Origin of the sequence: Solirubrobacter soli DSM 22325, assembly GCF_000423665.1 — a bacterium.
Taxonomy (GTDB): domain Bacteria; phylum Actinomycetota; class Thermoleophilia; order Solirubrobacterales; family Solirubrobacteraceae; genus Solirubrobacter; species Solirubrobacter soli.
This window is the reverse complement of sequence record NZ_AUIK01000020.1, coordinates 26,686-52,450: the sequence shown is the minus strand read 5'-3', so window position 1 is coordinate 52,450 and position 25,765 is coordinate 26,686. Positions and strand designations below refer to the sequence as shown.

The following is a 25,765-nucleotide window of genomic DNA, read 5'->3' as shown; positions in this document are numbered from 1 at the left end:
TCGCCGGTCACGCGGCCCTGTCGCCGCGCGCGCCTTACTTCGAATAGTCGTAGAAGCCTCGCCCGGACTTCCGGCCGAGGAGACCTGCCTCGACCATCCGGTTCAGCAGCGCCGGGGCGACGGAGGCGGGGTCGCGGAACTCGTCATAGAGCGATTCGGAGACCGCCAGCAGCGTGTCCAACCCGATCAGATCCGACAACCGCAGCGGGCCCATGGGGTGCGCACAGCCGAGGACCATGCCCTGGTCGATGTCCTCCTTGGACGCGAAGCCGGACTCGTACATCCGGATCGCGCTCAGCAGGTACGGGATGAGCAGGGCGTTGACGACGAAGCCGGCGCGATCCTGCGAGTCGATGCACTGCTTGCCGAGCGTGCCCTCGGCAAAGCCGCGCACGGACTCGACGGTCTCGGGCTCGGTCATGATCGACGTGACCAGCTCGACCAGCGGCAGCACCGGCACCGGGTTGAAGAAGTGCATGCCGAGGACGCGGCCCGGATGCTTGGTCTCCGCGCCGAGCTTCATGATCGGCACCGACGACGTGTTCGAGGCGAGGAACTGCGCGTCGGGGAGCAGCTCGTCCAGACGCCGGAAGACGTCGCGCTTGAGCTGCTCGTTCTCGACCACGGCCTCGATCGCCGCGTCGACGCCTTCGATGTCCTCGAACACCGAGGTAACGGCCAGGTGCTCGAGAGCGGCGGCCTTGCCGTCGTCATCGAGCTTGCCCGACTTGACCGCGCGCGCCAGTGAGCGCTCGATCGCGGCGCGTGAGCGCTCCGCTCGTTCGTCGTCGGCCTCGACGACGGTCACGTCCACACCCGACCGCGCGCACACCTCCGCGATCCCCGACCCCATCAGGCCGCCACCGATCACACCCACTCGCATGGCGCCAGAACCTAGCGGACCGACGGCCCGACGCACGGACGAACGCCAAACGGCCGTTCGGAGCGGCTGGTGCTACGCGGCTTCTGCGGGCGGAACGGGAATGACGCAGACGCAGTTCGGCAGACGGCTCGAACCCGGCAGGACCATCCGGCCGGCGCCGCGTTCGGCGGCGGCCTGCCGCGCGACCTCCGCGGCGTCCTTGCGGTCGTCGAGCTGTCGTGCCACGGGCGTCTCGTCCCCGTGCGCGTCGATATAGACGACGTCGTACATGCTCATGTCCAGTGTGTTCGGCGTCCCGGACGGCTTCGTGACGTTCCGATCACCGTACCGTCACAACCAGCTACTTTGACCTGGCGGATCGAGCAGCCGCGGGGGCCGACGGCCCTCGAGGAAAGTCCGGACATCGCAGGGCAAGGTGGTCGGTAACGCCGACCCGGGGAAACTCGCGGGAAAGTGCCACAGAAAAGACACCGCCTAAGGCCGCGCGCAAGCGTGGCCCGGCAAGGTTGAAATGGTGCGGTAAGAGCGCACCGGCGTCGCGGTGACGCGGCGGCCAGGCAAACCCCACCTGATGCAAGACCAAGCCGGACCGTTTGCAGGTTGCCCGCCAAGGTCCAGGTCGGTCGCAGAGATGGATGGTTGCTCAAGACAGAATCCGGCTTACAGATTCGCTACGGGTGGGGCCCTTCGGGGCCCCACCTACTTTCAAGAGTCTTGCCGCTCCGAGCGTTAATTCACTGTGATCGAGACAGGGCCGGCGGTGCGGGTCGAGCCGGTCACGCGGATGCAGGCGAGCGGGCGTCGGGACTGCGACAGGCCGAAAAGTTCGTCCGACCCGGATGCGAACATGTGTTCGACACATGGTCGTCTGCATCCTTCTCCCGCGCTTCGAGTTGGCGGTCGCCGCCGGCGGTCGCGAAGCCCTCGCCTCGGGCCCACTCGCCCTCGCTCCCGAGATCGGGCGGGAGCCCCTGATCGGCGAGACCTCCGCCGCCGCCGAGGCCTACGGCGTCCGCGCCGGCCTGCGGTTGGGGGAGGCCCTCGCCCGCTGTCCTACCCTGCGCCTCGTCACGCCCGATCCCGCGGGTGTCGCGGACGCCTGGGAACGCATCGTCGCCGCCCTTGAAGGCATCGGCGCGGCGGTCGAGTCCGAGCACCCGGGCATCGCCTGGTTCGAGGAGAAGGGCCTGCGCGGCGTCCACGGTGGGTCCGCCGAGGCCGTGATCACGGCCGCCCGCCGCGCCCTCGCCGCCGCCACACGCGCGACGACACCCCCGTTCGCGAACTCCTTCGCCGCGCCTCCACGCGCCCCCGCCTCACCCGCGCGCGACGCCGCCGCGCCCCCGCGCACCGCCGTGCCCGGTGGCGCTCCCGCCTCACCCGCGCGTGGCGCCGCCGCGCCCCCGCGCACCGCCGTGCCCGGTGGCGCTCCCGCCTCACCCGCGCGTGGCGCCGCCGCGCCCCCGCGCACCGCCGTGCCCGGTGGCGCCCCCGCCTCTCCCGCGCGCGTCGGCGAGATCATCCCCTTCGGCAGCGCGCCGGTGGAGATCGCCCCGCCGGGCGGCGGCGGCCCCACTACACGCGGCCTGGGCTCTCCCGGCGGGGGAACCGGGGTGGCGAGCGTGGGGAGGATCGGCGCGGCCCAGGGCGGTGCGGCGTCGTCCGGGGCGGGGCGGGTCGGGGCGGCGCCGTCGCGGTTCGCGGCGCTCGCCGCGGCGCACCGGGCGCGTGCGCGGCGACCGGAGATCGCGCCGGAGGCGCCCGCGCGGCTCGCCGCCTATCTCGCGCCGCTGCCGGTCTCGCTGCTGAACGCGCGGCCGGAGGTCGCCGCGCTGCCCGAGTCGCTGGAGCGGTTCGGGATCGCGACGCTGGGAGAGCTCGCGGCGCTCTCGCGCGCGCAGCTGGCGGATCGCTTCGGCCCGGCGGGCCCACTCGCCCGCGACCTCGCCCGTGGGAAGGACACGCCGCTGCGCCCGCGGGTGCCGTCCGAGCGGTTGGAGGAGGTGCTCGAGTTGCCGGAGTCGGCCTCGGGGCCACAGCTGGAGCGGGCGCTGGGAATGCTGATCGACCGTGTCCTCGCCCGCCCGGAGCGCCGCGGGCGAACGGTGCGCGCGGTCGTGCTGTCGGCCGCGCTCGTGGGCGGGGGGACGTGGCGGTCGCAGATGACCTTCCGGGAAGCGCTGGCCGACCCGCGCCGGATGCGGCTCGCGATCACCGGCCGGCTCACGGAGCTGCCCGCGCCGGCGGACTCGCTGCGCCTGCGCGTGGAGGCGTTCGGCCCGCCGAGTGGCGATCAGCGCTCGCTGCTGGCCGAGCCGGCGACAATCCGCCGCGCCCGCCTGCGCGAAGCCGTCCGCCAGACCCGCGCGGCGGCGGGTCCGGACGCCGCCCTGCGCATCCTCGCCGTGGACCCCGACTCGCGCGTGCCGGAACGCCGCCTCGCGCTCGCCCCGTGGGAGCCGTGATGGGGGTGCGTCACGTTCGCTCGGCCTGTCCGGACAAACGTCGCGCACCCCTCCTCTGGAGGCAACGATGACCGCTGAGCGCGGCCACCCGCCGAGCCGCCCACCGGCCGGCCCGCCGCCCGCCCACGGCGGCCCGCGACGCGTGCCGCCGAGCGATGACAACGCCCGCGCGTCGTGGCCCGCGCCGCCGGGCGACGAGGACGCCCGCGCGTCGCGGCCCGCGCCGCGGGGTGGGGAGACACCACGCGGCGGCTCGCGGCGCGTGGCGCCGGATGGCGCAAGCGCGCGGCGTCCGGCCGGGGCGGTCACACCGGCGGCGGTGGGCATCGAGCCCATCGCGAGTCGTGGGCCGCGGCGCCTCGCCAAGCCCAAGGCGGTGCGGGTGAAGGCGGATGACACCGGGCGCCCGCTGAAGATCGAGAAGCGCGAGGTCGACGCGGTGCGGGAGTCGTGGCTGGTGGAGGACCGATGGTGGACCGATGCGCCGCTGAGACGGCGGTACTGGGAGGTGGTGACCGGTGATGGACGGGACCTGGTCGTGTTTCGCGACCTCATCGAGGGACGCTGGTATGCGCAGCGGTGAGGCGCCGCGGTTGCGGGTGGTGGCCGGCGGCGGGCTCTCAGGCGGCGCGATCGGTGGTGGCGGCGGCGCGCGGCTGCGCGCGGTCGGGTATCCACGAGAGAGCCACGGTGGCGGGGGAGGAGCGTTCGACTGGCGAGCGGAGCTCGAGCTCGTCGCGCCCGACGTCCTCCTGCCTCCGGGCTGCTCCCGCCACGCGCTGGCCGCCGCGGAGGGAAGCCTCGGGCTGCGGCTGTCGCCGGAGCTCGCCGAGTTTCTCGGGGCGACGGACGGCATCTATGACATCGACAGCCACCACTGGTACGCGTGGTCGCTCGAGCGCCTCGTGGACGAGAACTTCGAGGCGGAACGCCCGCGGGACCTGCTACTCGTCGGCGACGATGCGGGGAGCGGGTGGTTCTGCCTGCCGCTGCAGGGCACCGGTGCGCTCCACTACAACCGGATCACGGCCCAGCGCCGGACCGTGGCACGCGACCTGCGCGGACTGTGGCTCGGATGGTTCGGAGGGACGCTCGGTGTCTAGTGCGTCCTCGACGGGATCGCCGCGCCACTCGGCACCCGCTTCTTGCGAAAGACCGTGTGCGGGCGCCCGAACGCGATCCGCTCGCCCGTCCGTCGCATCCCGAGCTTCTCCAGCACGTGCAGTGAGGCGACGTTCGCGGGCTCGGCCAGCGCGACGACCTCGAAGATCCCGAGCGACGAGAACGCGCACTCCAGCCACGCCGAGGCGGCCTCGGTCGCGTACCCGCGTCCCCACCACTCCGCGCCCAGCGTGTAGCCGAGCTCGACCTCGCCCGTCGGCGTCCGGTACAGGCCGGCGTCGCCGATCAGCGCGCCCGAGGACCGCTCGATCACCGCCCAGAACGAGTACCCGAGCCGCTTCTGGTGCGCCTGGTAGTCCGCGAGCAGCCGCTCGGTGACCGCCAGGTCGGCCATCGGTCCGGTCGCCACGTAGCGCATGACCTCGGGGTCGGAGTACACGCGATGGACGAGCACGGCATCGTCCCGCCGGAACGGTCGGAGGAGCAGCCGCGGCGTCTCGATCTGGTCCACATCCCCGGTTCTACCTGACACGGGCCTTACGCTGACTCGCGAGGGGTCCCGGTGGGGATGGCGATATGGGGGCCGATCGCGGCGGCGATCGGGCTCTCGCCCGCGCTGTGGGCGGCGGTCGCCTCGCTCGTCGTCGTCAACGGCTCGCTGCTGTCGGTGCCCGCGATCCGGCAGCTGCGAACGTGAGTTCGTCCGACCCGGCTGCGAACATGTGTTCGTGCCGTATGTCGAGCTCCACGCCCACACCGCCTTCTCCTTCCTGGACGGAGCGTCGTCGCCATCCGAGCTGGCCGCGGCCGCGGCGGAGCTGGGGCATTCGGCGATGGCGGTGGTCGACCACAACGGGGTCTCGGGCTCGATGGAGTTCGCGATGGCGGCCAAGCCGCTCGGCCTGCGGGCGATCCACGGGGTCGAGATGGACCTCGTCGACGGTCGTCACGTCACGCTGCTGGTCGAGAACGGCGTCGGGTGGCGGAACCTGTGCCGGATCGTCACGCGGGCGCACAAGTACGACCGCGAGAAACACGAGCCACCGCCGGCGGTGCCGCTGGAGACGCTCGAGGAGTACTCGGCCGGCCTCGTGCTGCTGAGCGGGTGCGCGGACCACGGCGTTCATGACGAGCCGACGCTGCGCCGCCTGCTCGACACATTCGGGCCCGACCACCTGCGGGTGGAGCTGCAACGGCCGTTCCAGCGCCACGACCGCTCGCGCAACCGGGAGCTGGCGCAGCTGGCCGGGCGGCTGGGGGTGCCGACGGTGGCGACCGGCAACGTGCACACCCACGCGCGCTCGCGCGCGCCGCTGCAGGACGCGTTCGTGGCGTTGCGCCATCACCTGACGCTGGATGCGTCCGAGCCGGTGCGGCGCGGCAACACCGCGCACGTGCTGTCGACGCCGAAGGCGATGGCCGCGCGCTTCGAAGGGCATGCGGCGGCGGTCGCCGAATCGGGCGAACTGGCCGAGCGGCTGAGGTTCGACCTCACGGCGGACCTCGGTTATCGCTATCCGGGGGCGGAGGACCCGTCGGCGTCACGCAAGCTGTCCGAGCTGTGCTGGTCGCTGCTGGAGGTGCGCTACCCGACCGGCTCGGCGAACCACGGCGCGGCGCACGCGCGGCTGATCGAGGAGCTGCGGGTGATCGACGTGCTCGGTCTCGCGGGGTTCTTCCTCCTGCACCGCGATCTGCTCGAGCTGGCGCGCGACGTCGCGGTCGAGGTGCGCGGGCCGGCCACGGCGCGGGCGCTGCTGCCACCGGGGCGCGGGCGTGGGTCGTCGGTCTCCTCGATCGTCTGCTACCTGACCGGGCTCTCGCACATCGACCCGATCGCGAACGACCTCTTCCTCGGCCGCTTCCTCAACGAGGAGCTCAACGCACTGCCGGACATCGACCTGGACTTCCCCCGCGACGTCCGCGAGAAGCTGATCCCACGGGTGCACGACCGCTATGGCAAGGAGCGGTCGGCGCTGGTCGCGGCGTTCCCGACGTTCCGCTCGCGCGGGGCGATCCGCGAGCTGGGGAAGGTGCTCGGGCTGCCGCCGGGGGAGCTCGAGCGGGTCGCGCGCGGGGCGGAGCCGTGGGCGGTCAAGAACGTGGGGCGCGACGTCGAGGTCGCGATGGGGGTGGAACCGACGGGGGAGCCAGGCCCGTTCGTGGACCCTGACGCCCGCGCGAACGCGTTCGCCATGAGCACGTCGGAGTGGCTGGCGATGGTCAACGGCAAGCGGCCGGACCAGGCGGAGGCGCACGAGACCTCGCCCGAGACCCACTCCTACGACCACCTGCCGGGGCGCTGGCGGTGGCTCGCGCGGCTGTGCGACGAGGCCTACGGGCTGCCGCGCCATCTCTCGCAGCACTCGGGCGGGATGATCGTCTCGACGCGGCCGCTGATCGACTGCTGCCCGGTGCTGCCGGCGGCGATGGAGGGCCGCCAGCTCTGCCAGTGGGACAAGGACTCGTGCGCCGACGCGGGCTTCTTGAAGATCGACCTGCTCGGGCTGGGGATGTTGAGCGCGGTCGAGCGCTGCGTGGAGGAGATCGGGCGGGTGCGGGGCGAGCGGGTGGACCTCTCGCGCATCCCCTACGACGACGCGGAGACCTACGACGCGATCCAGGTCGCGGACACGATGGGCGTCTTCCAGATCGAGTCGCGGGCGCAGATGGCGTCGCTGCTGCGGACGCGCCCGCGATCTTTGGAGGACCTGACGATCCAGGTCGCGATCGTCCGCCCGGGGCCGATCCTCGGAGGTGCCGTCAACCCCTACATCTCACGCCTGCAGACCCTGCGCGAGAACCCGGACTACGTCGTGCCCTACGAGCACGAGTCGCTGCGCGGCGTGCTGAACGACACCCTCGGCACGATCATCTTCCAGGACCAGGTGATCGAGGTCGCGATGGCCTTCGCCGGCTTCTCGCCCGGCGAGGCGGAGGGCCTACGCCGCGCGATGAGCCGCAAACGCTCCGCCGAGGCGATCGAGGCCTACCACCAACGGTTCTTGGACGGCGCGATGGCCACCCACGGCGTCGGTGAGGACGTCGCCGAACGCGTCTACGGCATGATCGTCGGCTTCTCGGGCTTCGGCTTCCCAAAAGCCCACGGCGCCGCTTTCGGCCTCCTCGCCTACCAGTCCACCTGGCTGCGCGTCCACCACGGCCCGGAGTTCCTCTGCGCGCTCATGAACGAGCAGCCGATGGGCTTCTACGCCCCGGACACCCTGGCCCACGAGGCCCAACGCCGTGGCATCGCCCTCGCACCCCCGGACGTCAACGCCAGCCAAGCCCTCTGCACCGTCGAGTGGGTGCCGGAGATGGGCGAGATCCCACCGCTGGCCGACGCCCGCTGGTCCGGCGCGCCCGGCGAGCCACCCGCCCCGGAGGGCGTCACCCCCGCCCGCCTGCGAGAAGCCACCCACCCACCACTCGCCGCCGTGCCCACGCCGCAGGCTGGGCCGGGCGCGGCCGCCACGCTGCCGGCTGGGCCGGGCGCGGCCGCCACGCTGCCGGCTGGGCTGGGCGCGGCCGCCACGCCGCCGGCTGGGCTGGGCGCGGCCGCCACGCCGCCGGCTGGGCCGGGCGCCGCCGCCGCCCTGGGCGCCGCCGCCCGCCTCGCAGCGGGCGCCGCGCCGGGCGTGGACGCCGCCCCGCCCGCCACCGCCCACTTCGCCGCGGGCGAGGATCTCGCGCACCTCTCCGCCGTGGCGCGATCGTCGGCGGGGACCGCGGGCATCCTGCTCGGTGCCGGGGGTCGCGAGCCGTCGGAGCTCGCCGACGCCGCGGCGACGTCGTCGCCGGCTGGGAGTGCATCACCTGGCGGGGGTGCGGTGTCCCCGCTGCTTCCCGCGCAGCGGGCTGCCGCGGCGCGCCATTCCGGGGCGCCGACCGGGGCGCCGTCGGCGGTCGTGCGGCTTGGGCTCGGGTTCATCCTCGGGGTCAAGGAAGAGGAGGTCAAAGCGCTCGTCGCGGCGCGGGAGGAGGGTGGGCCGTTCCGGTCGTTGGCGGACCTGGCGTCACGGGCCGGGGCGGGGAGGCCGTCGCTGGATCGGCTTGCGTGGGCGGGGGCGTGCGACTCGCTGATCGGGGGGTCGTCCGAGCATGCGCGGCGGACGGCGTTGTGGCAGCTCGGGGTGGCGGTGCCGGGGGAGCGGCTGCTGGAGGGGACGCAGTTGGCGTTGCCGCTCGAGGTGCCGGATGCGCCGGCGCTGCGGCCGCTCACGCCGTGGGAGTCGATGATCGGCGACTACGCGACGACGGGGCTGACGCTCGGGCCGCATCCGATGCAGCTGTTGCGGCCGTCGCTGGAGCCGGGGACGTTGTCGATCGGGGATCTGGCGCGGCTGCCGCACAATACGGCGGTCAAGCTCGGTGGGCTGGTGGTGGCGCGGCAGCGGCCGGGGACGGCGAAGGGGATCGTGTTCCTGCTGCTCGAGGATGAGTTCGGGACGATCAACCTCATCGTTCCGCCGGATCTCTATGAGGCGAACCGGCTGACGGTGCGGGGTGAGCCGTTGCTGTTGTGCGAAGGGCGGCTGGAGAAGCTGCCGCAGGCGGGTGGGGGGATCAACGTGTTCGTCAAGGGGGTGCGGCCGCTGGTGGCGCCGCAGGAGCAGGCGGCGGAGGTTGTCGCGCTGGCGGAGAAGCGGGTCGCGGCGGCGGCGACGGGTCGCGGCGAGGGCGCGCAGGGTGGGCGCGAGGCGGCTTCGACGATGGGCGAGTTCAGGCAGGTTTCGCCGCCGATCCAGAGCTTCGCGTCCGGACGACGACGCTAGGTGACCGCGGGAGTGGGTAGATTGCGCACCTGTGAGCACCATCGCGTTCGTTGCTGCCTTCGTTGTCCTGGGCCTTGGGACCCTGCTGTTCGCCATGAGTGGCGGGCGCGGTGGGTTGGGTTCGGTCGCGCATTCACAGTCGCGGGGCGGTCGTCGCTTCGCCACCTTCGCGTTCTTCGTGTCACTGCTGGTGCTCGGCGTGGCCGTGCCGGCGGCGGTGATCGCCGCGGACCAGAACAAGGACGACATCCCGTCCGCGGGCATCCACAACCTCACCGAGCAGGAGAAGCACGGGCAGGAGCTGTTCGGCCGTCGCTGTGGCCTGTGCCACTCGCTCAAGGCCGCGAACGCCGTCGCGCGGGTGGGTCCGGACCTGGACCAGCTCGCGCCGAACGAGAAGTTCGTGCTCGACGCGATCGAGAAGGGTCGCGCGAACGGCAACGGTCAGATGCCGGCCGGCATCTATACGGGCGAAGACGCGGAGGACGTGGCGAAATTTGTCGCAAAGTCCGTGGGCTCTGACGAGTCGTCCGGCGGTTGATGTAAAAAGCACAAGCGTGCAGGTGCTCCGACCGCTGGTACGATCGAACACGGTCCGGTTGTCGTAGCGCCGCTCTTCTGGCGCGAGCCGTAATGCTCGACGCCGTCAGCAAAAAGAAGAGGACGAGTCAAACATGGCCCCAGAGCACGACGCCCGCACCAGGGCGTTCTATGACCATGAGAGCGACGAGCCGTCGCCGCGTCGGCGTCGTGCCGCTGCCGACTGGGGCGTGAACGAAGACATCTTCGACCGCATGCCTAGCCGGCGCTTCACGCGGTCCGACCGTCGCGCCCACCACGAGGACTTCGACGGCCACCGCTTCGAACGCCGCGTCTCCGGCCCGTCCCGCCCGGTCGACGAGTGGAGCGACGGAGCCCCGCGCGGCGAGGACACCCTCGGCGACGAGTCGTACCCGCTCCGCCGCGACGACTGGACCGACGAGCACGAGCGCCGCCAGATCGCGCCGCGCCGCGGCGACTGGCCGGACCGCGACGACGCCCCGCGCCGCACGACGGACGAGCCACGCCGTACGACCGACGAGTGGGCCGCGCCCACGCGCGACGAAGGGCGCCGCGACGACGGCCGGCGGGCGACGAACGAGTGGGCCGCGCCCACGCGCGACGAAGGGCGCCGCGACGACGGCCGGCGGGCGACGAACGAGTGGGCCGCGCCCACGCGCGATGACGCGCGCCGCGACGACACCCGCCGCACCACTGACGACTTCGCCGCACTCGACCGCGCCGACGGCGCCGCGCCGCGCCGCGCGCGGCGGCCCGCGGAGTCGTGGACGGTCACCGACGACCATGTGCCGGTCGAGGACGGGAAGCGGTCGATCGACTCGTGGCTGGCGCCCGAGGCGGGGCGGGAGCTCGAGCTCGCGCCCGGGGAGAGCCGGACGGTCGTGCTCGAGACGATGGCGTCTGACACGGCGGCGGTCGTCACGCAGCTCGAGGAGCCGGAGTTCCAAGAGGCGCCGCCCGCGCGGCGGACGGTGACGATCACGGGGCACCCGGACCGGATGCCGGTTGCGCGGGCGCAGCGGCCGCCGAAGACGGCGCTGGAGCGGATCGGGGCGAGCCCGGACCGGATCGTGGGCTATGCGGTGCTGCTCGGGTTCGTGCTGGTGCTGATCGCGGTTCTCACCACGGGTCAATAAACGACCTCTTGGACCCTTGCGGGTCTCATGCGGCAGACATAGACTTACGTCTTGTAAGTCTCAGCCCCCCAGCTCCCCCACGGTGGTGGCGTATGCCCAAGACAGAGATGAGTCGGTTCCCCATCCACGACGACCTGACGGCGCCGCAAGAATCGCTTCCGATTCTCAAGGGCGCGTCGTCAGCAGCAGGGCAGCTTCCGAACTTCCTCGGCGTGCTGGCGGGCGCGCCGGCGGCGCTGAAGGCCTATACGCGCTACAGAGCGGAACTGCGGCACGGTCACCTGCCGCGGCACTCCGCCGAGCGGATCGGCCTGGCGGTGTCCGAGCACTACGGATCCAAGCCCGGCTTGCAACTTCACACCCGGACGAGCCGGCAGGCGGGTCTGGGCATCGACGAGGTCGCGCGCGCCAAGCGGTGGGACTCGGGAGATGCCGCGGAGGCCGCTCTGCTGCGGTATCTGCGTCCGCTGCTGGGCGACCGGGCGAACTTCCCGCAGCATTTGCACGAGGAGGCGCGGGAGGCAGGCTGGACGGAAGAACAGCTTCTGGAGGCCATCGCGGTGCTCAGCATGGAATCCTTTACCGCGATGGTGAACATTGCCGGCGACGTCCCGGTGGACGGGTCGGTCGAGGAGACGCGCGTGCTGCGCGCGGCATGACGTACTGAGAGAGATGGGCCTCACCGCCCAACACCAACATCAACACGATCAAGCGCAACAGGCGTGCAGTCAGTGCTGCCCCCGGTACCACGAGGCCGTGGAGCTGGTGGGCAAGCGGTGGACGGGCGCGATCCTGTATGTGCTGCTGCACGGCGGTCGCCTGCGGTTCACGGAGATCGCCAACGCGGTGCCGGATCTGTCTGACCGGCTGCTGTCCGAGCGGATGAAGGAGCTCGAGCAGCGCAAGATCGTGGAGCGCCACGTGTCCGACGGCACGCCGACGAAGGTCTGTTACGAGCTGACGGAGAAAGGCCGTCAGCTCGCACCGGCGATGGCCGAGCTGAAGGTCTGGGCGGACCGCTGGTTGGACTGAGTCCGACCGCACGTCCACCCGTCACCGCCGTCCGGTCCATTAGCCTGCAGGCCGCTATGGCTGATCGACCCCAGACACCTGAAGACGTCAAGGCGCTCGTCGAGGAGCAGGGCATCCGGTTCGTGCGCCTGTGGTTCACCGACATCCTCGGGCAGCTGAAGTCCTTCTCCATCTCCGCTGAGCAGCTCGATGACGCCTTCGAGGGCGGCATGGGCTTCGACGGCTCCTCCATCACCGGCTTCAACGCCATCGAGGAGTCGGACATGATCGCGCTGCCGGATCCGACGACGTTCAACATCCTGCCCTGGCGGCCGGATGACGGCGCCGGCGTCGCGCGCATGTTCGCCGACGTCCAGACCCCCGAGCGGCGCCCGTACGAGGGCGACCCGCGCCATGTCCTGCGCCGCGCCGAGGAGCGGGCGAAGGAGATGGGCTTCGACGCGTTCAACGTCGGCCCCGAGCTCGAGTACTACCTGTTCCGCGACAACCGCGGCACGGAGGTGCTCGACGAGGGCGGCTACTTCGACCTCACCACGCTGGACGCGGGGTCAGACGTGCGGCGCGACACGGTGCTGGCGCTGGAGCGCCTCGGCATCGAGGTCGAGTACTCCCACCACGAGGTCGGCCCGTCCCAGCACGAGATCGACATGCGCTACTCGAGCGCGCTGAAGATGGCCGACGACTGCATGACCTACCGCATCACGGTCAAGGAGTACGCGCTCAAGTACGGCTGGCACGCGACGTTCATGCCCAAGCCGCTGTTCGGCCAGAACGGCTCAGGCATGCACACCCACCAGAGCCTGTTCAAGGACGGCCGCAACGCCTTCTACGACCCGGACGACAAGTACTTCCTGTCGGACATCGGCAAGGCCTTCATCGCCGGGCAGCTGCGCCACGCGCGCGAGATCTGCAGCATCTTCGCGCAGTGGGTGAACTCGTATAAGCGGCTCGTCCCGGGCTATGAGGCCCCGGTCTACGTGGCGTGGTCGAGAAGAAACCGCTCCGCGCTCGTCCGCGTCCCCCTGTACCACCCCGGCAAGGAGAACGCGACCCGCATGGAGCTGCGCTCGCCGGACCCCGCCTGCAACCCGTACCTCACGTTCGCGGTGCTGCTGCAGGCCGGCCTCGAGGGCATCGAGCGCGGCTACGAGCTGCCGGAGCCGATGGAGAAGAACCTCTACCACCTCAGCCCCGACGAGCGCCGCCGGCTCGGCATCGAGCAGCTGCCGGAGACGCTGGGCGAGGCGATCGAGGTCACCGCCGAGTCAGAGCTCGTGCTCCGGACCCTCGGCGAGCACATCTTCAACCGCTACGTCGAGATCAAACGCCAGGAGTGGGAGGACTATCGCGTCCAGGTCACTCCGTGGGAACTCGAGAGGTATCTGGCGATTCTCTGAGGCCGCCGGCGCGGGCCGCGCCGCCGCCCGCGCGGTGGGGCGCGGCGAGCTTCGAAGGCCACCACACGCGCCGGCCGACGTCGATGACGGCGGCCGGCACGATCACCGAGCGGACGACGAACGTGTCCAGCAGGACGCCGAAGGCGACGATGAAGCCGATCTGGGTCAGCACGACCAGCGGCAGCACCGCCAGCGCGCCGAACGTCCCCGCCAGCACGATGCCGGCGCCGGTGATCACCGCGCCGGTCACCGCGAGGCCGCGCAGCGTGCCCTCGCGCGTGCCGTGCTTGATGGACTCCTCGCGCACGCGGGCCATCAGGAAGATGTTGTAGTCGATCCCCAGCGCCACCAGGAAGACGAACGCCAGCAGCGGCAGCGTCGGCCCGACGCCGGTGAAGCCGAACACGTGATCCGACACCCAGATGCCGGCGCCCAGCGCCGCCGCGAAGGACAGGATCACCGAGACGATCAGCAGCACCGGCGCGACGAGCGACCGCAGCAGCACGATCAGGATCGCGAGCACCACCAACAGGGTCAGCGGCAGGATCAGCTTGTTGTCCCGCGTGGCGGAGACGCGTAGGTCGTACTCCTGCGCCGTCGGCCCGCCGACCAGGGTCGAAGGTCCGCCGGCCTGTCGCGCCACCGAGCGCAGGTGCGGGATCTGATCCATCGTCGCCGACGCGTACGGGTCGCCCTTGAGGGTCACCGACAGCTGGGCGCCGGCGTCGCCGCGGGCCGCGACCCGCGCGCTGCTCACCAACGCGGACTCCGCCGAGAGCGCGTCCGCGACCGCCTGCGCACGCGTCGCGTCTCCCACGATCACGTCGGCCGGCGCGGACGCACCCGCCGGGAAGTTGCGCGAGAGCACCTGCTGGCCCTCCACCGAGTCCACCGAGCCGCGGAACTGGTTGCCGGTCGTCTGGCTGGTGTCGAGGCTGAAGACGTTCGCCGCCAGCACCAGCAGGACGATCGTGCCGGCGATCCAGATCGCGCGCGGCCGGCGGGCGACCCGGTCGCCGATCCGACGCCAGAACCCGTGCGTCTCGTCGGTCCCGGTCTCGCCCACGTGCGGGATCGCGTCGGTGAACGGCGACCAGAACGCGCGCCGCCCGAACACGATCAAGAGCGCGGGGAGGACGGTGAGCATCGAGAGCATCGCCAGCCCGACGCCCATCGCCCCCACCGGGCCGAGCCCCGCGGTCGAGTTGACCTCGGCGATCGAGAGCGTCAGCAGCGCCGCGATCACCGTCAAACCGGACGCGACGATCGCCGGTCCCGCGCTGCCCAGCGCGACCCGCATCGCGTCGTGCTTGTCCTCGTGCCGGCGCAGCTCCTCGCGGTAGCGCGAGACGAGCAGCAGCGCGTAGTCCGTCCCGGCACCGAACACGAGCACCGGCAGGATCCCGCCGGTCTGGCCGTTGATCGTCACGCCCGCCTCCGCCAGCAGGTAGCCCGCGCCGCGCGACGCACCCTCGGCCAGCAGCACCGTGAAGAACGGGATCGCCCAGAAGATCGGCGAGCGGTAGATCAGGACGAGCAGGATCAGCACGATCGCCATCGCCGCATAGAGCAGCGTGCCGTTGATGCCGGCGAAGACCTTGATCGCGTCGAGGCTGAAGCCCGCCGCGCCGGTCAGCTTGACGTCGAGCCCGCCGCTCGGCTCGCCGACCCGGTCGCGGATCGACTGCACCGCGTTCTGGAACGTGTCGCCGGACCCGTCGCCGGGCTGGACCGGCTGCACGATCAGCGCGGCATCGCCGTTGGGCGAATACACGGGCGGCTGCGCCTCCAGCACGAGCGGCAGCCGGTTCGCGTTCAGCTTCCCGACCGTGCCGGCGATCCGCGCCTTGTCCGCCGCCGTCAAGCCACCGCGGCGCTCGTACACGACGACCGCCGGCGCGAGCTCCCCGCCCGGGAACGTCTTGACCGCGTCCAGCGCCTTCACCGACTCGGCGTCCGCGGGGAGCCATGAGCTCGATTCGTTCTTCTGCGCGCCCTCGAGCTTGCCCGCCTGACTGGCCAGGGCACCGAAGACGAGTACGACGACGATCAGGACGAACCACTTCGCGGTCCGCCCAGCGGGGAGCGTCAGCATCATGCTCACGCTACGTGGTCAAAGCCCGAATCAGATCTTCGGGCGCGGTCACCGGCAGCCGGCAGGTGAAGTGCTCGCACACGTACGCGGCGGCCTGGCCGTCCACCGGCTCGCGGTCCCGCAACAGCGGGATGTCGCCCGAGCCACCCGCCAGGACGACGTGCGGGAAGTACCCGCCACGGACCACCCGAGCCAACGACGCGACGTCCTCGCCCGCCAGCGCCACCTCGCGAACCGGCGCGAACACGAAGTCGATCGCGCGCAGCAGATGGCCGAACGCCAACGGGTGCTCCGGCGCGACGGTGTGCAGGAGCCGGACCAACGACAGCGCCGCGTCCTCGTAGCGCGAAGACCCCGTGAAGCGCGCCAACCGCAACAGGCCGAAGCACGCCGCCGAGCCGCCCGAAGGGATCGGCGCGTCCTCGAGGTCCTTGCGGCGGGCGATCAGGCCGGTGTGGTCGTCCGAGACCGAGAAGAACCCGCCGCGCTCGGAATCGAAGAACCGCTCCAACACCTCGTCGGCCAGCGAGACCGCCCGCCCGAACCACTGCGCGTCGAACGTCGCCTCGTACAGGTCCAGGTACGCCTCCAGGAGGTAGGCGTGGTCCTCCAGGAACGCGGGGAGCTTGGCGCGGCCGCGGTTGAACGTCCGCAACAGGCGGCCGTCCCCGTCGCGCAGCTCGCGCTCGATGAACGACGCGCAGGCGACCGCCGCGGCCAGGTAGTCGGCGCGCTCGAACGCGGCACCCGCGTCCGCCAGCGCGCTGATCATCAGCGCGTTCCACGACGTCAGCCGCTTGTCGTCCAAAGCCGGCCGGACGCGCAAGGCCCGCGCGGCCAGCAGCGCCCTCTTGATCTCCGCCAACTCAGGCGGGTCCGACGTCGCCCGGACGAGGATGTTCGCGCCCTCGAAGTTGCCGGCTTCGGTGACGCCGAACGCGCGGATCGCCACTTCGGCGAGATCGCCCAAAACGGAGCGGATCTCGTCCGGCGTCCACACATAGAACTTGCCCTCGACGCCTTCGCTGTCCGCGTCCAGCGACGACGCGAAGCCGCCCTCGTCCTGACGCAGCTCGCGCATCGCCCAGTCGAGCGTCTCCTCGCACACCCGCCGGAACAGCGGCTCACCCGAGATCTGGAACGCGTGCAGGTACGCGCGGGCCAGCAGCGCGTTGTCGTAGAGCATCTTCTCGAAGTGCGGGACGAGCCACTGCGCGTCGACCGAGTAGCGGGCGAACCCGCCGCCCACCTGGTCGTAGATGCCGCCGGAGGCCATCCGCCGCAGGGTCTGCAGCGGCATCGCCGGCTCGCCGCGCGCCATCAGGAACTCCATCACCGACGTCGAGGGGAACTTCGGCGCGCCGCCCCAGCCGCCGTTGGCCTCGTCGAACTGGCGGCGCAACGTCACGACGGCCGCGGACAGCACGTCCGGCGACACCTCACCCTCAGGCGCCTCCAGGAACCGCGCGCCCTGCAGCCGCGGGACGTTGTTCCGCGCCGCCTCCTCGATCTCCGCCCGCTGGGTCGTCCACGCGTTCCACACGCCCACGAGCAGGTCCTTCCAGGACACCATCCCCGGGCGCGCCACCGGCGGGAAGTAGGTGCCGGCGAAGAACGGCACGCCGTCGGGCGTCAGGAACGCATTCAGCGGCCACCCGCCCTGCCCGGTCATCGCCTGGACCGCGTCCATGTAGATCGCGTCGACGTCCGGGCGCTCCTCGCGGTCGACCTTCACGCACACGAAGTGCGTGTTCATCACCAGCGCGACCTCTTCGTCCTCGAAGGACTCGTGCTCCATGACGTGGCACCAGTGACACGCCGCATACCCGATCGATACCAAGACCGGCTTGTCCTCAGAACGAGCCCGCGCGAACGCCTCGTCGCCCCACGGGTACCAGTCCACGGGGTTGTCGGCGTGCTGCAGCAGGTATGGGGATGTCTCGGAGGCGAGGCGGTTCGGCATCTCAGATACGGTCCTTCCTATGTCCCATTCTCGCGAAACCGTGACCGCGGACCCCGGACCGCCCGCTGCGGGGCCGTACTCGCATGCCGTCAAGTCCAACGGCCTGCTGTTCCTGTCGGGCCAGGTGCACCTCGATCCGGCCACGGGTCAGCTGACCGGCGACACGCCCGCCGAGAAGGCCCGGCGCTGCCTGGACAACCTCACCATCGTGGCCGAGGCCGCGGGCGCGCAACTCTCCAACGCCGTCCGCGTCGCCGTCTACGTGACCGACGTCAGCGTCTTCGCCGAGATGAACGAGGCGTACGCCACCTACTTCCCGTCCGACCCGCCCGCCCGCACGACGATCGGCGTGGCCGCGCTCCCGATGGGGGCCGAGGTCGAGATGGACGCCATCATCGCCGTCTGAAGATGGTCACCGCGAGCGACGTAACTGCCGCAAGAAGGGCGGTCGAGACCGTCGCCCGCCGGACCCCGATCCTCTCCACCCGCACGTTCTCGGAGCGCGCGGGTGGGACGGTCGTGCTCAAGGCCGAGAACCTGCAGCGGACCGGCTCGTTCAAGGTCCGCGGCGTGGCGGCCAAGCTCGCCTCGCTCGACGAGGAGGAGACCCGCCACGGCGTCGTCGCGGCCAGCGCCGGCAACCACGGCCAGGCGCTCGCGGCCGCCGCGCGCCAGCTCGGCATCCACTGCGAGGTCTACGTCCCCGCCGACGCGCCGATGGCGAAGGTCGAGGCCGCCCGCGCCTCGGGCGCGACCGTCCACGTCGCCGGCGACAGCGTCGACGCGTGCCTCATCGCCGCCCGGGAACGCTCCGCGACCGGCGGGCTCGCGTTCATCCACCCGTTCGACGATCCCGTGATCGTCGCCGGCCAGGGCTCGCTCGGCCTCGAGTTGCTCGAGGACGTGCCGGACCTGGCGAAGGTCGTGATCCCGGTGGGCGGCGGCGGGCTCTGCGCGGGGGTCGCGCTGGCGATCAAGGCCGTCAAGCCCGACGTGCAGATCGTCGGCGTCCAGGCCGCCGCCTGCGCGCCGTTCCCGGCATCGATCCAGGCGGGCGTACCGATCGCGGCCGATACCGCGCTGACGATCGCCGACGGCATCGCGGTCAAGCGCCCGGGCGGCATCACGCTGCCGCTGCTGATCGAGCTGGCCGATGACGTGGTTTGCGTCGGCGAGGACGCCACCGCCGAGGCGATGGCGCTCCTGCTCGAGCGCTGCAAGCTGGTGGTCGAAGGCGCCGGCGCGGTCGGCGTCGCGGCGTTGCTCGGGGGTCAGGTCAAGCCTGCCACGACCGGCGTGACCGTGGCGATCCTCAGCGGCGGGAACGTCGACGCGGGCCTGCTGGCCGCGATCGCCCGCCGGCACGAGAACGAGTCCGGGCGCCGCCTCGTCCTGCTGACCCGCGTCCCGGACCGCCCGGGCGCCCTGGCCCGCATCCTCGCCACGGTGGCCGGCACCGGCGCCAACATCGTCGATGTCAGCCACATGCGCGAAGGGCTCGACCTGCACGTGCGCGAGACCGCGGTGGAGATGGTGCTGGAGACCCGCGGCCACGAGCACGCCCAGCGCGTGGTCGGCACGCTCAACGACGAGGGATACGTCGCGCAAGTCCTCCATTGACTTCACCCCCGCCTGGGGGACATCGGGGCTTGCGCCAAACCGCACACGGTCGATACGGATGCCGTGTCCGTTCGCCGTCTGTTGGTCGCGCTCGCACTGCTGGGCGCCGTCACGTCCGCTCCCGCGTCCGCCGAGACGCCCAAGAAGCGCAAGAAGGTCCTGGCGACCGTCGCCACGCCGGCCGTCTGCCCCAACGCCGACCTCATGCCCGACGAGGGCAACCTCGACCTGATCCGCGGCGCGCTCGACTGCCTCCACGATCAGGTCCGGTCCAAGCGCGGGCTCGGCACGCTGGCCGCCAACGAGGCGCTCGACACCGCCGCGGCCGAGCACACCGACGACATGATCGCCCGCGGGTACTTCGACCACGACACGCCCGAGGGCGGCACCTTCGACGAGCGCATCCTGGCCGCCGGCTACGCCCGCCGCAACGACGGCTGGTCGCTGGCCGAGAACCTGATCTGGGCGACCGGCGACCTCGCCACCCCCGCCGCGATGATGCGCTCCTGGATGGACTCCTCGGGCCATCGCAAGAACATCCTCAACCCGCGCTACCGCGAGCTCGGTCTCGCGGTGCGCCTCGGCACCCCGGAAGGTGAGCCGGGCGTGACGGTGTCAGCCGAATTCGGGGTGCGCCGCCGCTAGGGTGGCGCCCCAATGTCGCTTGATTCCCGTGTCGCCGCCCTCGACGGGCTGCTCGAGGAGGCGGGTCTCGACGCCGTCCTCGCCACCAAAGACGCCTCCATCGCTTACTTCACCGGCTTCTGGGGCCTCCAGATGGAGCGGTTCTTCGGTGTCGTCGTCAAGCGCGGCGGAACCGGCGCGTTGATCGCGCCGACGCTCGACCGCGAGAGCGTCAACGCCGCTGCCACCAAGCTCGACCGCGCGCTCTACAACGCCGCGACGTCCAACGGGCTGACCGAGCTGGCCGAGATCCTCGGCGACGCGCCCAAGCGCATCGGCGTCGAGGAGGACCACCTGAACTTCGCGCGCTCCCACGCGCTGCAGGCGGCCGGCTACGAGCTCGTCCCGGCGACCGACATCGTCATGGGCCTGCGCGCCGCCAAGGACGCCGAGGAGATCGAGGCCGTCCGCCGCGCCTGCACCCACATCGAGGCCGCGTACGACGAGCTGTGGGCCGAGCTCGTGCCCGGCATGACCGAGGCCGAGATCAACGCCCGCGTGGCGTTCAGCCTGATGCGCCGCGGCGCCAAGCACTCCGAGCCGCACATCCTCTTCGGCACCCACTCGGCCGACTCGCACGGCACGCCGGGCGAACGCAAGCTCGAGGTCGGCGACGTGGTCGTGGCCGACGTCGCGGCGCAGTTCGCCGACGGCTACTGGGGCGACCTCACCCGCTGCGCCACGGCGGGCGCGCCGAGCGACTGGGCGGCCAAGGCGTGGGAGGTCGTGCACGAGGCCTACGTGGCGGCGGTCGACGCCACCCGCCTCGGCGGCACCACCCGCACCGTCGACGCGGCGCAGCGCGTGATCATCGAGGCCCACCCGGAGATCGGCGCCTGCCTGCACGGTGCCGGCCACGCGATCGGCACCGAGGTCCACGAGCCGCCGTTCCTGATCCCGACCTGGGACGTGGACCTGGTCGAGGGCATGATCTTCACGATCGAGCCCGGGATCTACAACTCCGATGTCGGCGGCATGCGGCTCGAGGACGACGTCGCGGTCGGCCCCGACGGCCCGGTCATGCTGTCGTCGCATCCCCTCCAACTGAGGATTCTGGGATAGCCCGCCCACCCGCGCGCTCGGCGCGCTTGCGCTCGTACATCCGGCGCATCTTCGCGCGGCTGCCGCACGTCGCCATCGAGCACCACCGGCGGCGGCCGCTCGTGTCCAGGAAGACCCACCCGCAATCGCGCCCGGGGCAGCGATGCAGCCGGGCGATGCGGGCCGGGTCGCCCAACAGGGCGACCGCGTCCGCCGCCACGGCGAAGCGCACGCGGCGCGGCTCGTCGGGCCGCCAGTCCAGGCCGTAGCCGCCGTCCTCGCGCACCGACAGCGTGCCCGCCGCCACCGCCTGCGCGTAGGCGAAGCGCAGTCGGGCGAGGGAGAACTCGTCCGGCGTCTCCTCGCGCGCGAGGGCGGAGAAGATGTGGTGCAGCGCCTCGCGAAGGCCACGCGCGAGCTCGAGCTCCTCGGGCCCGCCCGGGCTGCCCGCCACCTCCAGGCGGGCGCCCCAGCGATCGAGCGAGTCCGGCTCCAGCAACGCGTCCGTCGCTGGGATCTCGCGCTCGTCCTCGGTCCAGTCGACCGAATTGGCGAAGTCGACCGACAACGCGCCGCCCTGCAACTTGATCGATTCGGGGGTTACCCTTACCACGACATGGACATTATACGGTAAGGTGACGGTGATGCACAAGCCGAGCGACATCCGATCCGGGGTCCGCAAGGGACTCCCGCTGGTGCTGCCCACGTTGGCCGGCGGGATCTCCTTCGGAGTGCTCGCCCAGCCCGTCATGGGTTCGTTCGCGCCCGTCCTGATGTCGCTCGTCGTCTTCTCGGGCGCGGCGCAGTTCGCGGCGCTGACCGTCTTGACGGCGGGCGGGAGCGCGGTGGCGGCGATCGCGGCCGGGATGCTGATGAACGGCCGCTGGCTGCCGATGGGGCTGGCGATCGGCCCGTTCCTCTCCGGCGGCCGGCTCAAGCGCTCGGCCCAGTCGCTCGCGCTGGTCGACGCGTCGTTCGCGCTCTCCCGGCGCGCCGACGGGACCTACGACCGCGGGATCCTGATCGGTGCGACGTTGCCGCAAGCGGCGGCGTGGAGCGGCGGGACGCTGATCGGCGTGCTGACCGGTTCGGTGCTCACCGACCCCGGCGCGCTCGGCCTGGACGCGATGTTCCCGGCGTTCTTCGCGGTGCTGCTGTGGGGCGAGGCGCGGATCGGGCGGATGCCGCTGACCGCGGCGGCGATCGGCGCCGTCATCGCGCTCGCGCTGATGCCGTTCGCGCCCCCCGGCGTGCCCGTGCTCGCGGCGACCACCGCGGCGCTGCTGGGCCTGCGCGGCCGCGCGGCCAGATCGCCGAAGATGGCGACGGGCGGCGACGCCCCGCCACGCCGCTCCGCCACGCGCACCGACCTCGCCACCGGGGAGGCGTCATGACCGCCGTCTGGATCACCATCGCCGTCCTCACCGTCGGCACCGCCGGGATGAAGATCGCCGGCCCGCTCCTGCTCGGCGAGCGCCCGCCCGGCGAGCGCACGCTGGCGATGACCGGGCTCGTCGCCCCGGCGTTGTTGGCCGCGCTCGTCGTCTACGAGACGTTCAGCGCGAGCGGCAACGGCATCACGCTCGACGCCCGCGCCGCGGGTCTGGGCGCCGCGGTCGTCGCGATCGCCCTGCGTGCGCCGATGATCGTCGTGATCCTCTTCGCCGCCGCGGTGACGGCGGGCCTGCGCGCGTTTAGCTGATCCTTACCTTGGGGATGACTCCCGAGTCGGGAGCCCCTGCAGGGAGGAGACGCCATGAGGACGAAGCAACGTTCCATCGCGATCTGGGTCGCGGTTGCGGTGGTGAGTGCGATCGCCTGGGGCGTGATAGCCCTGGTTCGCGGTGAGCAGATCTCCGCCGCCTGGCTGATCATCGCCGCCGTCGGGTCCTATGCGATCGCCTACCGCTTCTACGCGCGGTTCATCCAGTACAAGGTCCTCGGCGCTGACGCCAATCGCGCGACGCCGGCCGAGCGCCTCGAGAACGACGTCGACTTCCAGCCGACCGACCGGCGCGTGCTCTTCGGCCACCATTTCGCCGCGATCGCGGGCGCCGGCCCGCTCGTCGGCCCCGTGCTGGCCGCGCAGATGGGCTACCTGCCGGGGACGATCTGGATCATCGTCGGCGTGATCTTCGCCGGCGCGGTGCAGGACATGGTCGTGCTGTTCTTCAGCATGCGCCGGGACGGGAAGTCGCTCGGGCAGATGGCGCGCGACGAGATCGGCCCGGTCGGCGGCGCCGCGGCGTTGGTCGCGGTGCTGGCGATCATGGTGATCCTGCTGGCCGTCCTGGCGCTGGTCGTGGTCAACGCGCTGGCGAACTCGCCGTGGGGCACGTTCAGCCTCGCGATGACGATCCCGATCGCGCTGTTCATGGGGTTCTACATGCGCGTGATCCGGCCCGGGCGGGTGCTGGAGACGAGCGCGATCGGCGTCACGCTGCTGCTGCTGGCGATCGCGCTCGGCAAGGTCGTGCAGGACTCGAGCCTGGCCGACGCGTTCACGCTGTCGCCGGAGGCATTGACGTTCTGCCTGATCGCCTACGGCTTCGTGGCGTCGATCCTGCCGGTCTGGATGCTGCTCGCGCCACGCGACTACCTCTCGACCTTCATGAAGATCGGGACGATCCTGCTGCTGGCGGTGGGCATCCTCGTGACGCTGCCCGTCATGAAGAACGAGGCGGTCACGAAGTTCGCCTCCAGCGGCGAAGGCCCCGTGTTCGCGGGCGCGTTGTTCCCGTTCGTGTTCATCACGATCGCGTGCGGCGCTTTGAGCGGCTTCCACTCGCTGGTCGCCTCCGGCACGACGCCGAAGATGATCGAGAAGGAGACCCAGGTCCGCTTCATCGGCTACGGCGCGATGCTGATGGAGTCCTTCGTCGCGGTCATGGCGATCATCGCCGCCTCGATCATCGATCCGGGGCTCTACTACGCGATGAACGCGCCCGCGGCGCTGGTCGGATCGACCGTGCAATCGGCGTCCGAGGCCGTCAACAGCCTGGGCTTCACGATCACCCCGGGCGCGCTCGAGGCGGCCGCCCGCGGCGTGGAGGAACAGACCCTCGTCGCCCGCACCGGCGGCGCGCCCACGCTGGCCGTCGGCATGTCGACGATCTTCGCCGGCGCGACGGGCGAGGGCCTGCGGGCCTTCTGGTACCACTTCGCGATCATGTTCGAGGCCCTGTTCATCCTCACCACGGTGGACGCGGGCACGCGGGTCGGGCGATTCATGCTCCAGGACACGCTCGGCAACGTCTACAAGCCGTTCCGGCAGGTCTCGTGGAAGCCGGGCGTGTGGCTCTGCAGCGCGATCATCGTCGGCGCGTGGGGCTACTTCCTCTACGCGGGCGTGACGAACCCGCTGGGCGGGATCAACCAGCTCTTCCCGCTGTTCGGCATCGCCAACCAGCTGCTCGCCGCGGTCGCGCTGACGGTCTGCACCGTGCTGCTGATCAAGCACGGCAAGCTCAAGTGGGCGTGGGTGACGGGCATCCCGCTCGCGTGGGACGCGACGGTCACGCTCACCGCCAGCTGGCAGAAGGTCTTCAGCGACAACCCGAAGCTCGGCTTCTTCGCCCAGCGCGACAAGTTCAACGACGCGATCGCGCAGGGACAGGTCCTGCCGCCCGCCAAGTCGATGGACGACATGCACGCCGTGGTGACGAATTCGACGGTCGACGGCATCCTCTCGGCGTTCTTTGCGATCCTGATCGTCATCGTGATCGCCGACGCCGCCCGGATCTCGATCAAGGCCATCCGCGCCGGTGGCCTGCCGACGACGGAGGTTCCGCCCGCCGAGTCGCACCTGCGCGCGCCGTCCGGGCTGTTCACCCGTGACCGCGAGGAGGTCTATGACACCGCGTGACGTCTTCAGCGGGGTGCGCTGGTACCTGCGCGAGGTCTCGGGCGAGAGCGCGTACGACCGCTACGTCGAGCACCGGCGGCGCGAGCACCCGGGGGAGCCCGTGATGTCGCGGCGCGACTTCGAGCGCCGCCGCCAGGACGCCCGCGAGGCCCGACCGCAGGCCCGCTGTTGCTGAAGCTGCGGGCGGCGTCGCCGTTCGCCGCGATCGAACGTGAGCGCTGGCGGGAGCTGGGCGGCGGCGACGAGTCGCTGGCCTACGACGAGCTCGCCGGCCTCAGCGGGCTCGGCGAGCCGGTCGCGGTCGACGAGGTCACCGACGTCTACGTGCCGCTGGCGCGACTGCTGCAGCTGCGGATCTCGGCCGCCCGCACCCTCTCGGCCGCCCAGGGCGAGTTCCTCGGCGAGTCGCACCGCGTGCCCTACCTGATCGCGCTCGGCGGCAGCGTCGCCGTCGGCAAGAGCACCGCCGCGCGACTCGTCGTGCGGTTGCTGCAGTCGCTGCGCCCCGACTGGCGCGTCGAGCTCGTCACCACCGACGGCTTCCTGCTGCCGAACGCGACCCTGATCGAGCGCGACATCCTCGCCCGCAAGGGCTTCCCCGAGTCCTACGACCGCCGCGCGCTGCTGCGCTTCGTGGCCGATCTGAAGAGCGGGGTGGAGGAGCTGCGCGCGCCGCTGTACTCGCACCTCACCTACGACGTGCTCGAAGAGACCCAGCTCGTGCGCGCCCCGGACGTGCTCGTCCTGGAGGGCGTGAACGTCCTCCAGCGCGGCAGCGGGCGCGTCTACGTGTCCGACTTCGTCGACTTCGCGCTCTATCTCGACGCGGAGGAGGAGGACGTCAAGCGCTGGTATCTGAGCCGGTTCCTCAAGCTCCGCAACGGCGCCTTTCAGAAGCCCGAGTCCTACTTCCACCGCTACGCGCAGCTCTCCGACGACGAGGCGCTCGCGGTCGCCTCGGGCATCTGGGAGCGCACCAACCGCCCGAACCTCCTCAACAACATCCAGCCCACCCGCCCCCGCGCCGACGTGATCCTCGAGAAGGGCGCCGACCACTTCGTCACCCGAGTGCTGCTCCGCCGCACGTGAAGACGCTTGCCGTCTGGCTCTGGTGCCGCGCCGCGCG

25 protein-coding genes and 1 other RNA gene are annotated in these 25,765 nt (G+C 71.6%); 20 read left to right on the top strand and 6 right to left on the bottom strand.

All coding sequences use genetic code 11. From position 1 onward, the window contains the following. Positions 1-34: 34 nt before the first annotated feature. Together G569_RS0114050 and G569_RS0114045 are read right to left on the bottom strand one after the other, a co-directional pair. A complete protein-coding gene (locus tag G569_RS0114050; protein WP_037496599.1) occupies positions 35-883 on the bottom strand; it encodes a 3-hydroxybutyryl-CoA dehydrogenase in 849 nt (282 codons plus the stop codon). A 72-nt stretch (positions 884-955) separates the two neighbouring features. Beyond that, the gene (locus G569_RS0114045) at positions 956-1,153 is read right to left on the bottom strand and encodes a hypothetical protein (protein WP_157592028.1); all 198 of its coding nucleotides are present in this window, start codon (positions 1,151-1,153) and stop codon (positions 956-958) included. Between the two features lie 80 nt (positions 1,154-1,233). Here G569_RS0114045 and rnpB point away from each other — a divergent pair. The 4 genes from rnpB to G569_RS0114030 all read left to right on the top strand — a co-directional run bounded on the left by rnpB (position 1,234) and on the right by G569_RS0114030 (position 4,451). Beyond that, positions 1,234-1,562, top strand: an RNA gene (gene rnpB / locus G569_RS58065) — RNase P RNA component class A. A 181-nt stretch (positions 1,563-1,743) separates the two neighbouring features. Then, on the top strand, positions 1,744-3,348 hold the full coding sequence (locus G569_RS0114040; protein ID WP_028063871.1) for a Y-family DNA polymerase: 1,605 nt from the start codon (positions 1,744-1,746) through the stop codon (positions 3,346-3,348). A gap of 319 nt (positions 3,349-3,667) precedes the next feature. Beyond that, complete coding sequence (locus G569_RS62565; RefSeq protein ID WP_157592027.1) at positions 3,668-3,931, top strand: hypothetical protein; 264 nt, start codon at positions 3,668-3,670, stop codon at positions 3,929-3,931. Continuing rightward, the gene (locus G569_RS0114030; RefSeq protein ID WP_028063870.1) at positions 3,918-4,451 is read left to right on the top strand and encodes an SMI1/KNR4 family protein; all 534 of its coding nucleotides are present in this window, start codon (positions 3,918-3,920) and stop codon (positions 4,449-4,451) included. The genes G569_RS62565 and G569_RS0114030 overlap by 14 nt, the downstream gene beginning before the upstream one ends. Here G569_RS0114030 and G569_RS48300 read toward each other — a convergent pair. After that, positions 4,448-4,981 carry a GNAT family N-acetyltransferase gene (locus tag G569_RS48300; protein WP_053226345.1) on the bottom strand — a complete coding sequence of 178 codons (534 nt, stop codon included), beginning with the start codon at positions 4,979-4,981 and terminating at the stop codon, positions 4,448-4,450. The genes G569_RS0114030 and G569_RS48300 overlap by 4 nt on opposite strands. Positions 4,982-5,038: 57 nt before the next feature. Here G569_RS48300 and G569_RS65970 point away from each other — a divergent pair, with 57 nt between their 5' ends. The 7 genes from G569_RS65970 to G569_RS0113990 all read left to right on the top strand — a co-directional run bounded on the left by G569_RS65970 (position 5,039) and on the right by G569_RS0113990 (position 13,371). Next, positions 5,039-5,167, top strand: a complete 129-nt coding sequence (locus tag G569_RS65970; RefSeq protein WP_306765010.1) for a hypothetical protein — start codon at positions 5,039-5,041, stop codon at positions 5,165-5,167. A 31-nt stretch (positions 5,168-5,198) separates the two neighbouring features. Further along, positions 5,199-9,245 carry a DNA polymerase III subunit alpha gene (locus G569_RS57915; protein ID WP_245602487.1) on the top strand — a complete coding sequence of 1,349 codons (4,047 nt, stop codon included), beginning with the start codon at positions 5,199-5,201 and terminating at the stop codon, positions 9,243-9,245. Positions 9,246-9,276: 31 nt separating this feature from the next. Further along, positions 9,277-9,786, top strand: a complete 510-nt coding sequence (locus G569_RS62560) for a c-type cytochrome (RefSeq protein ID WP_157592026.1) — start codon at positions 9,277-9,279, stop codon at positions 9,784-9,786. A gap of 133 nt (positions 9,787-9,919) precedes the next feature. Beyond that, entirely contained in the window at positions 9,920-10,942 is a 1,023-nt protein-coding gene (locus G569_RS0114005) for a hypothetical protein (RefSeq protein WP_157592025.1), read from the top strand. A gap of 92 nt (positions 10,943-11,034) precedes the next feature. After that, on the top strand, positions 11,035-11,601 hold the full coding sequence (locus G569_RS0114000) for a carboxymuconolactone decarboxylase family protein (protein ID WP_028063868.1): 567 nt from the start codon (positions 11,035-11,037) through the stop codon (positions 11,599-11,601). 97 nt (positions 11,602-11,698) lie between these two features. Continuing rightward, complete coding sequence (locus tag G569_RS48285) at positions 11,699-11,974, top strand: winged helix-turn-helix transcriptional regulator (protein WP_053226342.1); 276 nt, start codon at positions 11,699-11,701, stop codon at positions 11,972-11,974. A 56-nt stretch (positions 11,975-12,030) separates the two neighbouring features. Continuing rightward, positions 12,031-13,371: a glutamine synthetase family protein gene (locus tag G569_RS0113990; protein WP_028063867.1), complete on the top strand. Its 1,341-nt coding sequence runs from the start codon at positions 12,031-12,033 to the stop codon at positions 13,369-13,371. Here the strand turns inward: G569_RS0113990 and G569_RS48280 are convergent. Beyond that, a complete protein-coding gene (locus tag G569_RS48280; RefSeq protein ID WP_169542143.1) occupies positions 13,331-15,466 on the bottom strand; it encodes an MMPL family transporter in 2,136 nt (711 codons plus the stop codon). The genes G569_RS0113990 and G569_RS48280 overlap by 41 nt on opposite strands. Before the next feature lie 10 nt (positions 15,467-15,476). Then, positions 15,477-17,429 carry a thioredoxin domain-containing protein gene (locus G569_RS0113980; RefSeq protein ID WP_028063866.1) on the bottom strand — a complete coding sequence of 651 codons (1,953 nt, stop codon included), beginning with the start codon at positions 17,427-17,429 and terminating at the stop codon, positions 15,477-15,479. Between the two features lie 19 nt (positions 17,430-17,448). Between G569_RS0113980 and G569_RS0113975 the strand changes: the two genes are divergently transcribed. The 4 genes from G569_RS0113975 (at position 17,449) to G569_RS48270 (ending at position 20,795) form a co-directional block, all read left to right on the top strand. Further along, entirely contained in the window at positions 17,449-17,835 is a 387-nt protein-coding gene (locus G569_RS0113975; RefSeq protein WP_053226340.1) for a Rid family detoxifying hydrolase, read from the top strand. A 2-nt stretch (positions 17,836-17,837) separates the two neighbouring features. Continuing rightward, the gene (ilvA, locus tag G569_RS0113970) at positions 17,838-19,049 is read left to right on the top strand and encodes a threonine ammonia-lyase (RefSeq protein WP_037496592.1); all 1,212 of its coding nucleotides are present in this window, start codon (positions 17,838-17,840) and stop codon (positions 19,047-19,049) included. Between the two features lie 63 nt (positions 19,050-19,112). Next, positions 19,113-19,694, top strand: a complete 582-nt coding sequence (locus tag G569_RS48275; RefSeq protein WP_157592023.1) for a CAP domain-containing protein — start codon at positions 19,113-19,115, stop codon at positions 19,692-19,694. A 12-nt stretch (positions 19,695-19,706) separates the two neighbouring features. Further along, positions 19,707-20,795: a M24 family metallopeptidase gene (locus G569_RS48270; protein ID WP_037496590.1), complete on the top strand. Its 1,089-nt coding sequence runs from the start codon at positions 19,707-19,709 to the stop codon at positions 20,793-20,795. Here G569_RS48270 and G569_RS57910 read toward each other — a convergent pair. Beyond that, positions 20,752-21,387 carry a CGNR zinc finger domain-containing protein gene (locus G569_RS57910; RefSeq protein WP_169542142.1) on the bottom strand — a complete coding sequence of 212 codons (636 nt, stop codon included), beginning with the start codon at positions 21,385-21,387 and terminating at the stop codon, positions 20,752-20,754. The two genes, G569_RS48270 and G569_RS57910, sit on opposite strands and share 44 nt — an antisense overlap. A gap of 31 nt (positions 21,388-21,418) precedes the next feature. Between G569_RS57910 and G569_RS48260 the strand changes: the two genes are divergently transcribed. From G569_RS48260 to coaA, 5 genes are read left to right on the top strand one after another with little or no spacing between them, the layout of a single operon-like run. Next, a complete protein-coding gene (locus tag G569_RS48260; RefSeq protein ID WP_084284995.1) occupies positions 21,419-22,168 on the top strand; it encodes an AzlC family ABC transporter permease in 750 nt (249 codons plus the stop codon). After that, entirely contained in the window at positions 22,165-22,476 is a 312-nt protein-coding gene (locus G569_RS0113945; RefSeq protein WP_028063863.1) for an AzlD domain-containing protein, read from the top strand. The genes G569_RS48260 and G569_RS0113945 overlap by 4 nt, the downstream gene beginning before the upstream one ends. Positions 22,477-22,530: 54 nt before the next feature. Then, positions 22,531-24,639 carry a carbon starvation CstA family protein gene (locus G569_RS48255; RefSeq protein ID WP_037496588.1) on the top strand — a complete coding sequence of 703 codons (2,109 nt, stop codon included), beginning with the start codon at positions 22,531-22,533 and terminating at the stop codon, positions 24,637-24,639. Next, complete coding sequence (locus G569_RS0113935; RefSeq protein WP_028063862.1) at positions 24,626-24,814, top strand: YbdD/YjiX family protein; 189 nt, start codon at positions 24,626-24,628, stop codon at positions 24,812-24,814. Before G569_RS48255 ends, G569_RS0113935 begins: the two co-directional genes overlap by 14 nt. After that, entirely contained in the window at positions 24,808-25,728 is a 921-nt protein-coding gene (coaA, locus tag G569_RS0113930; RefSeq protein ID WP_028063861.1) for a type I pantothenate kinase, read from the top strand. Before G569_RS0113935 ends, coaA begins: the two co-directional genes overlap by 7 nt. Positions 25,729-25,765 lie beyond the last annotated feature (37 nt).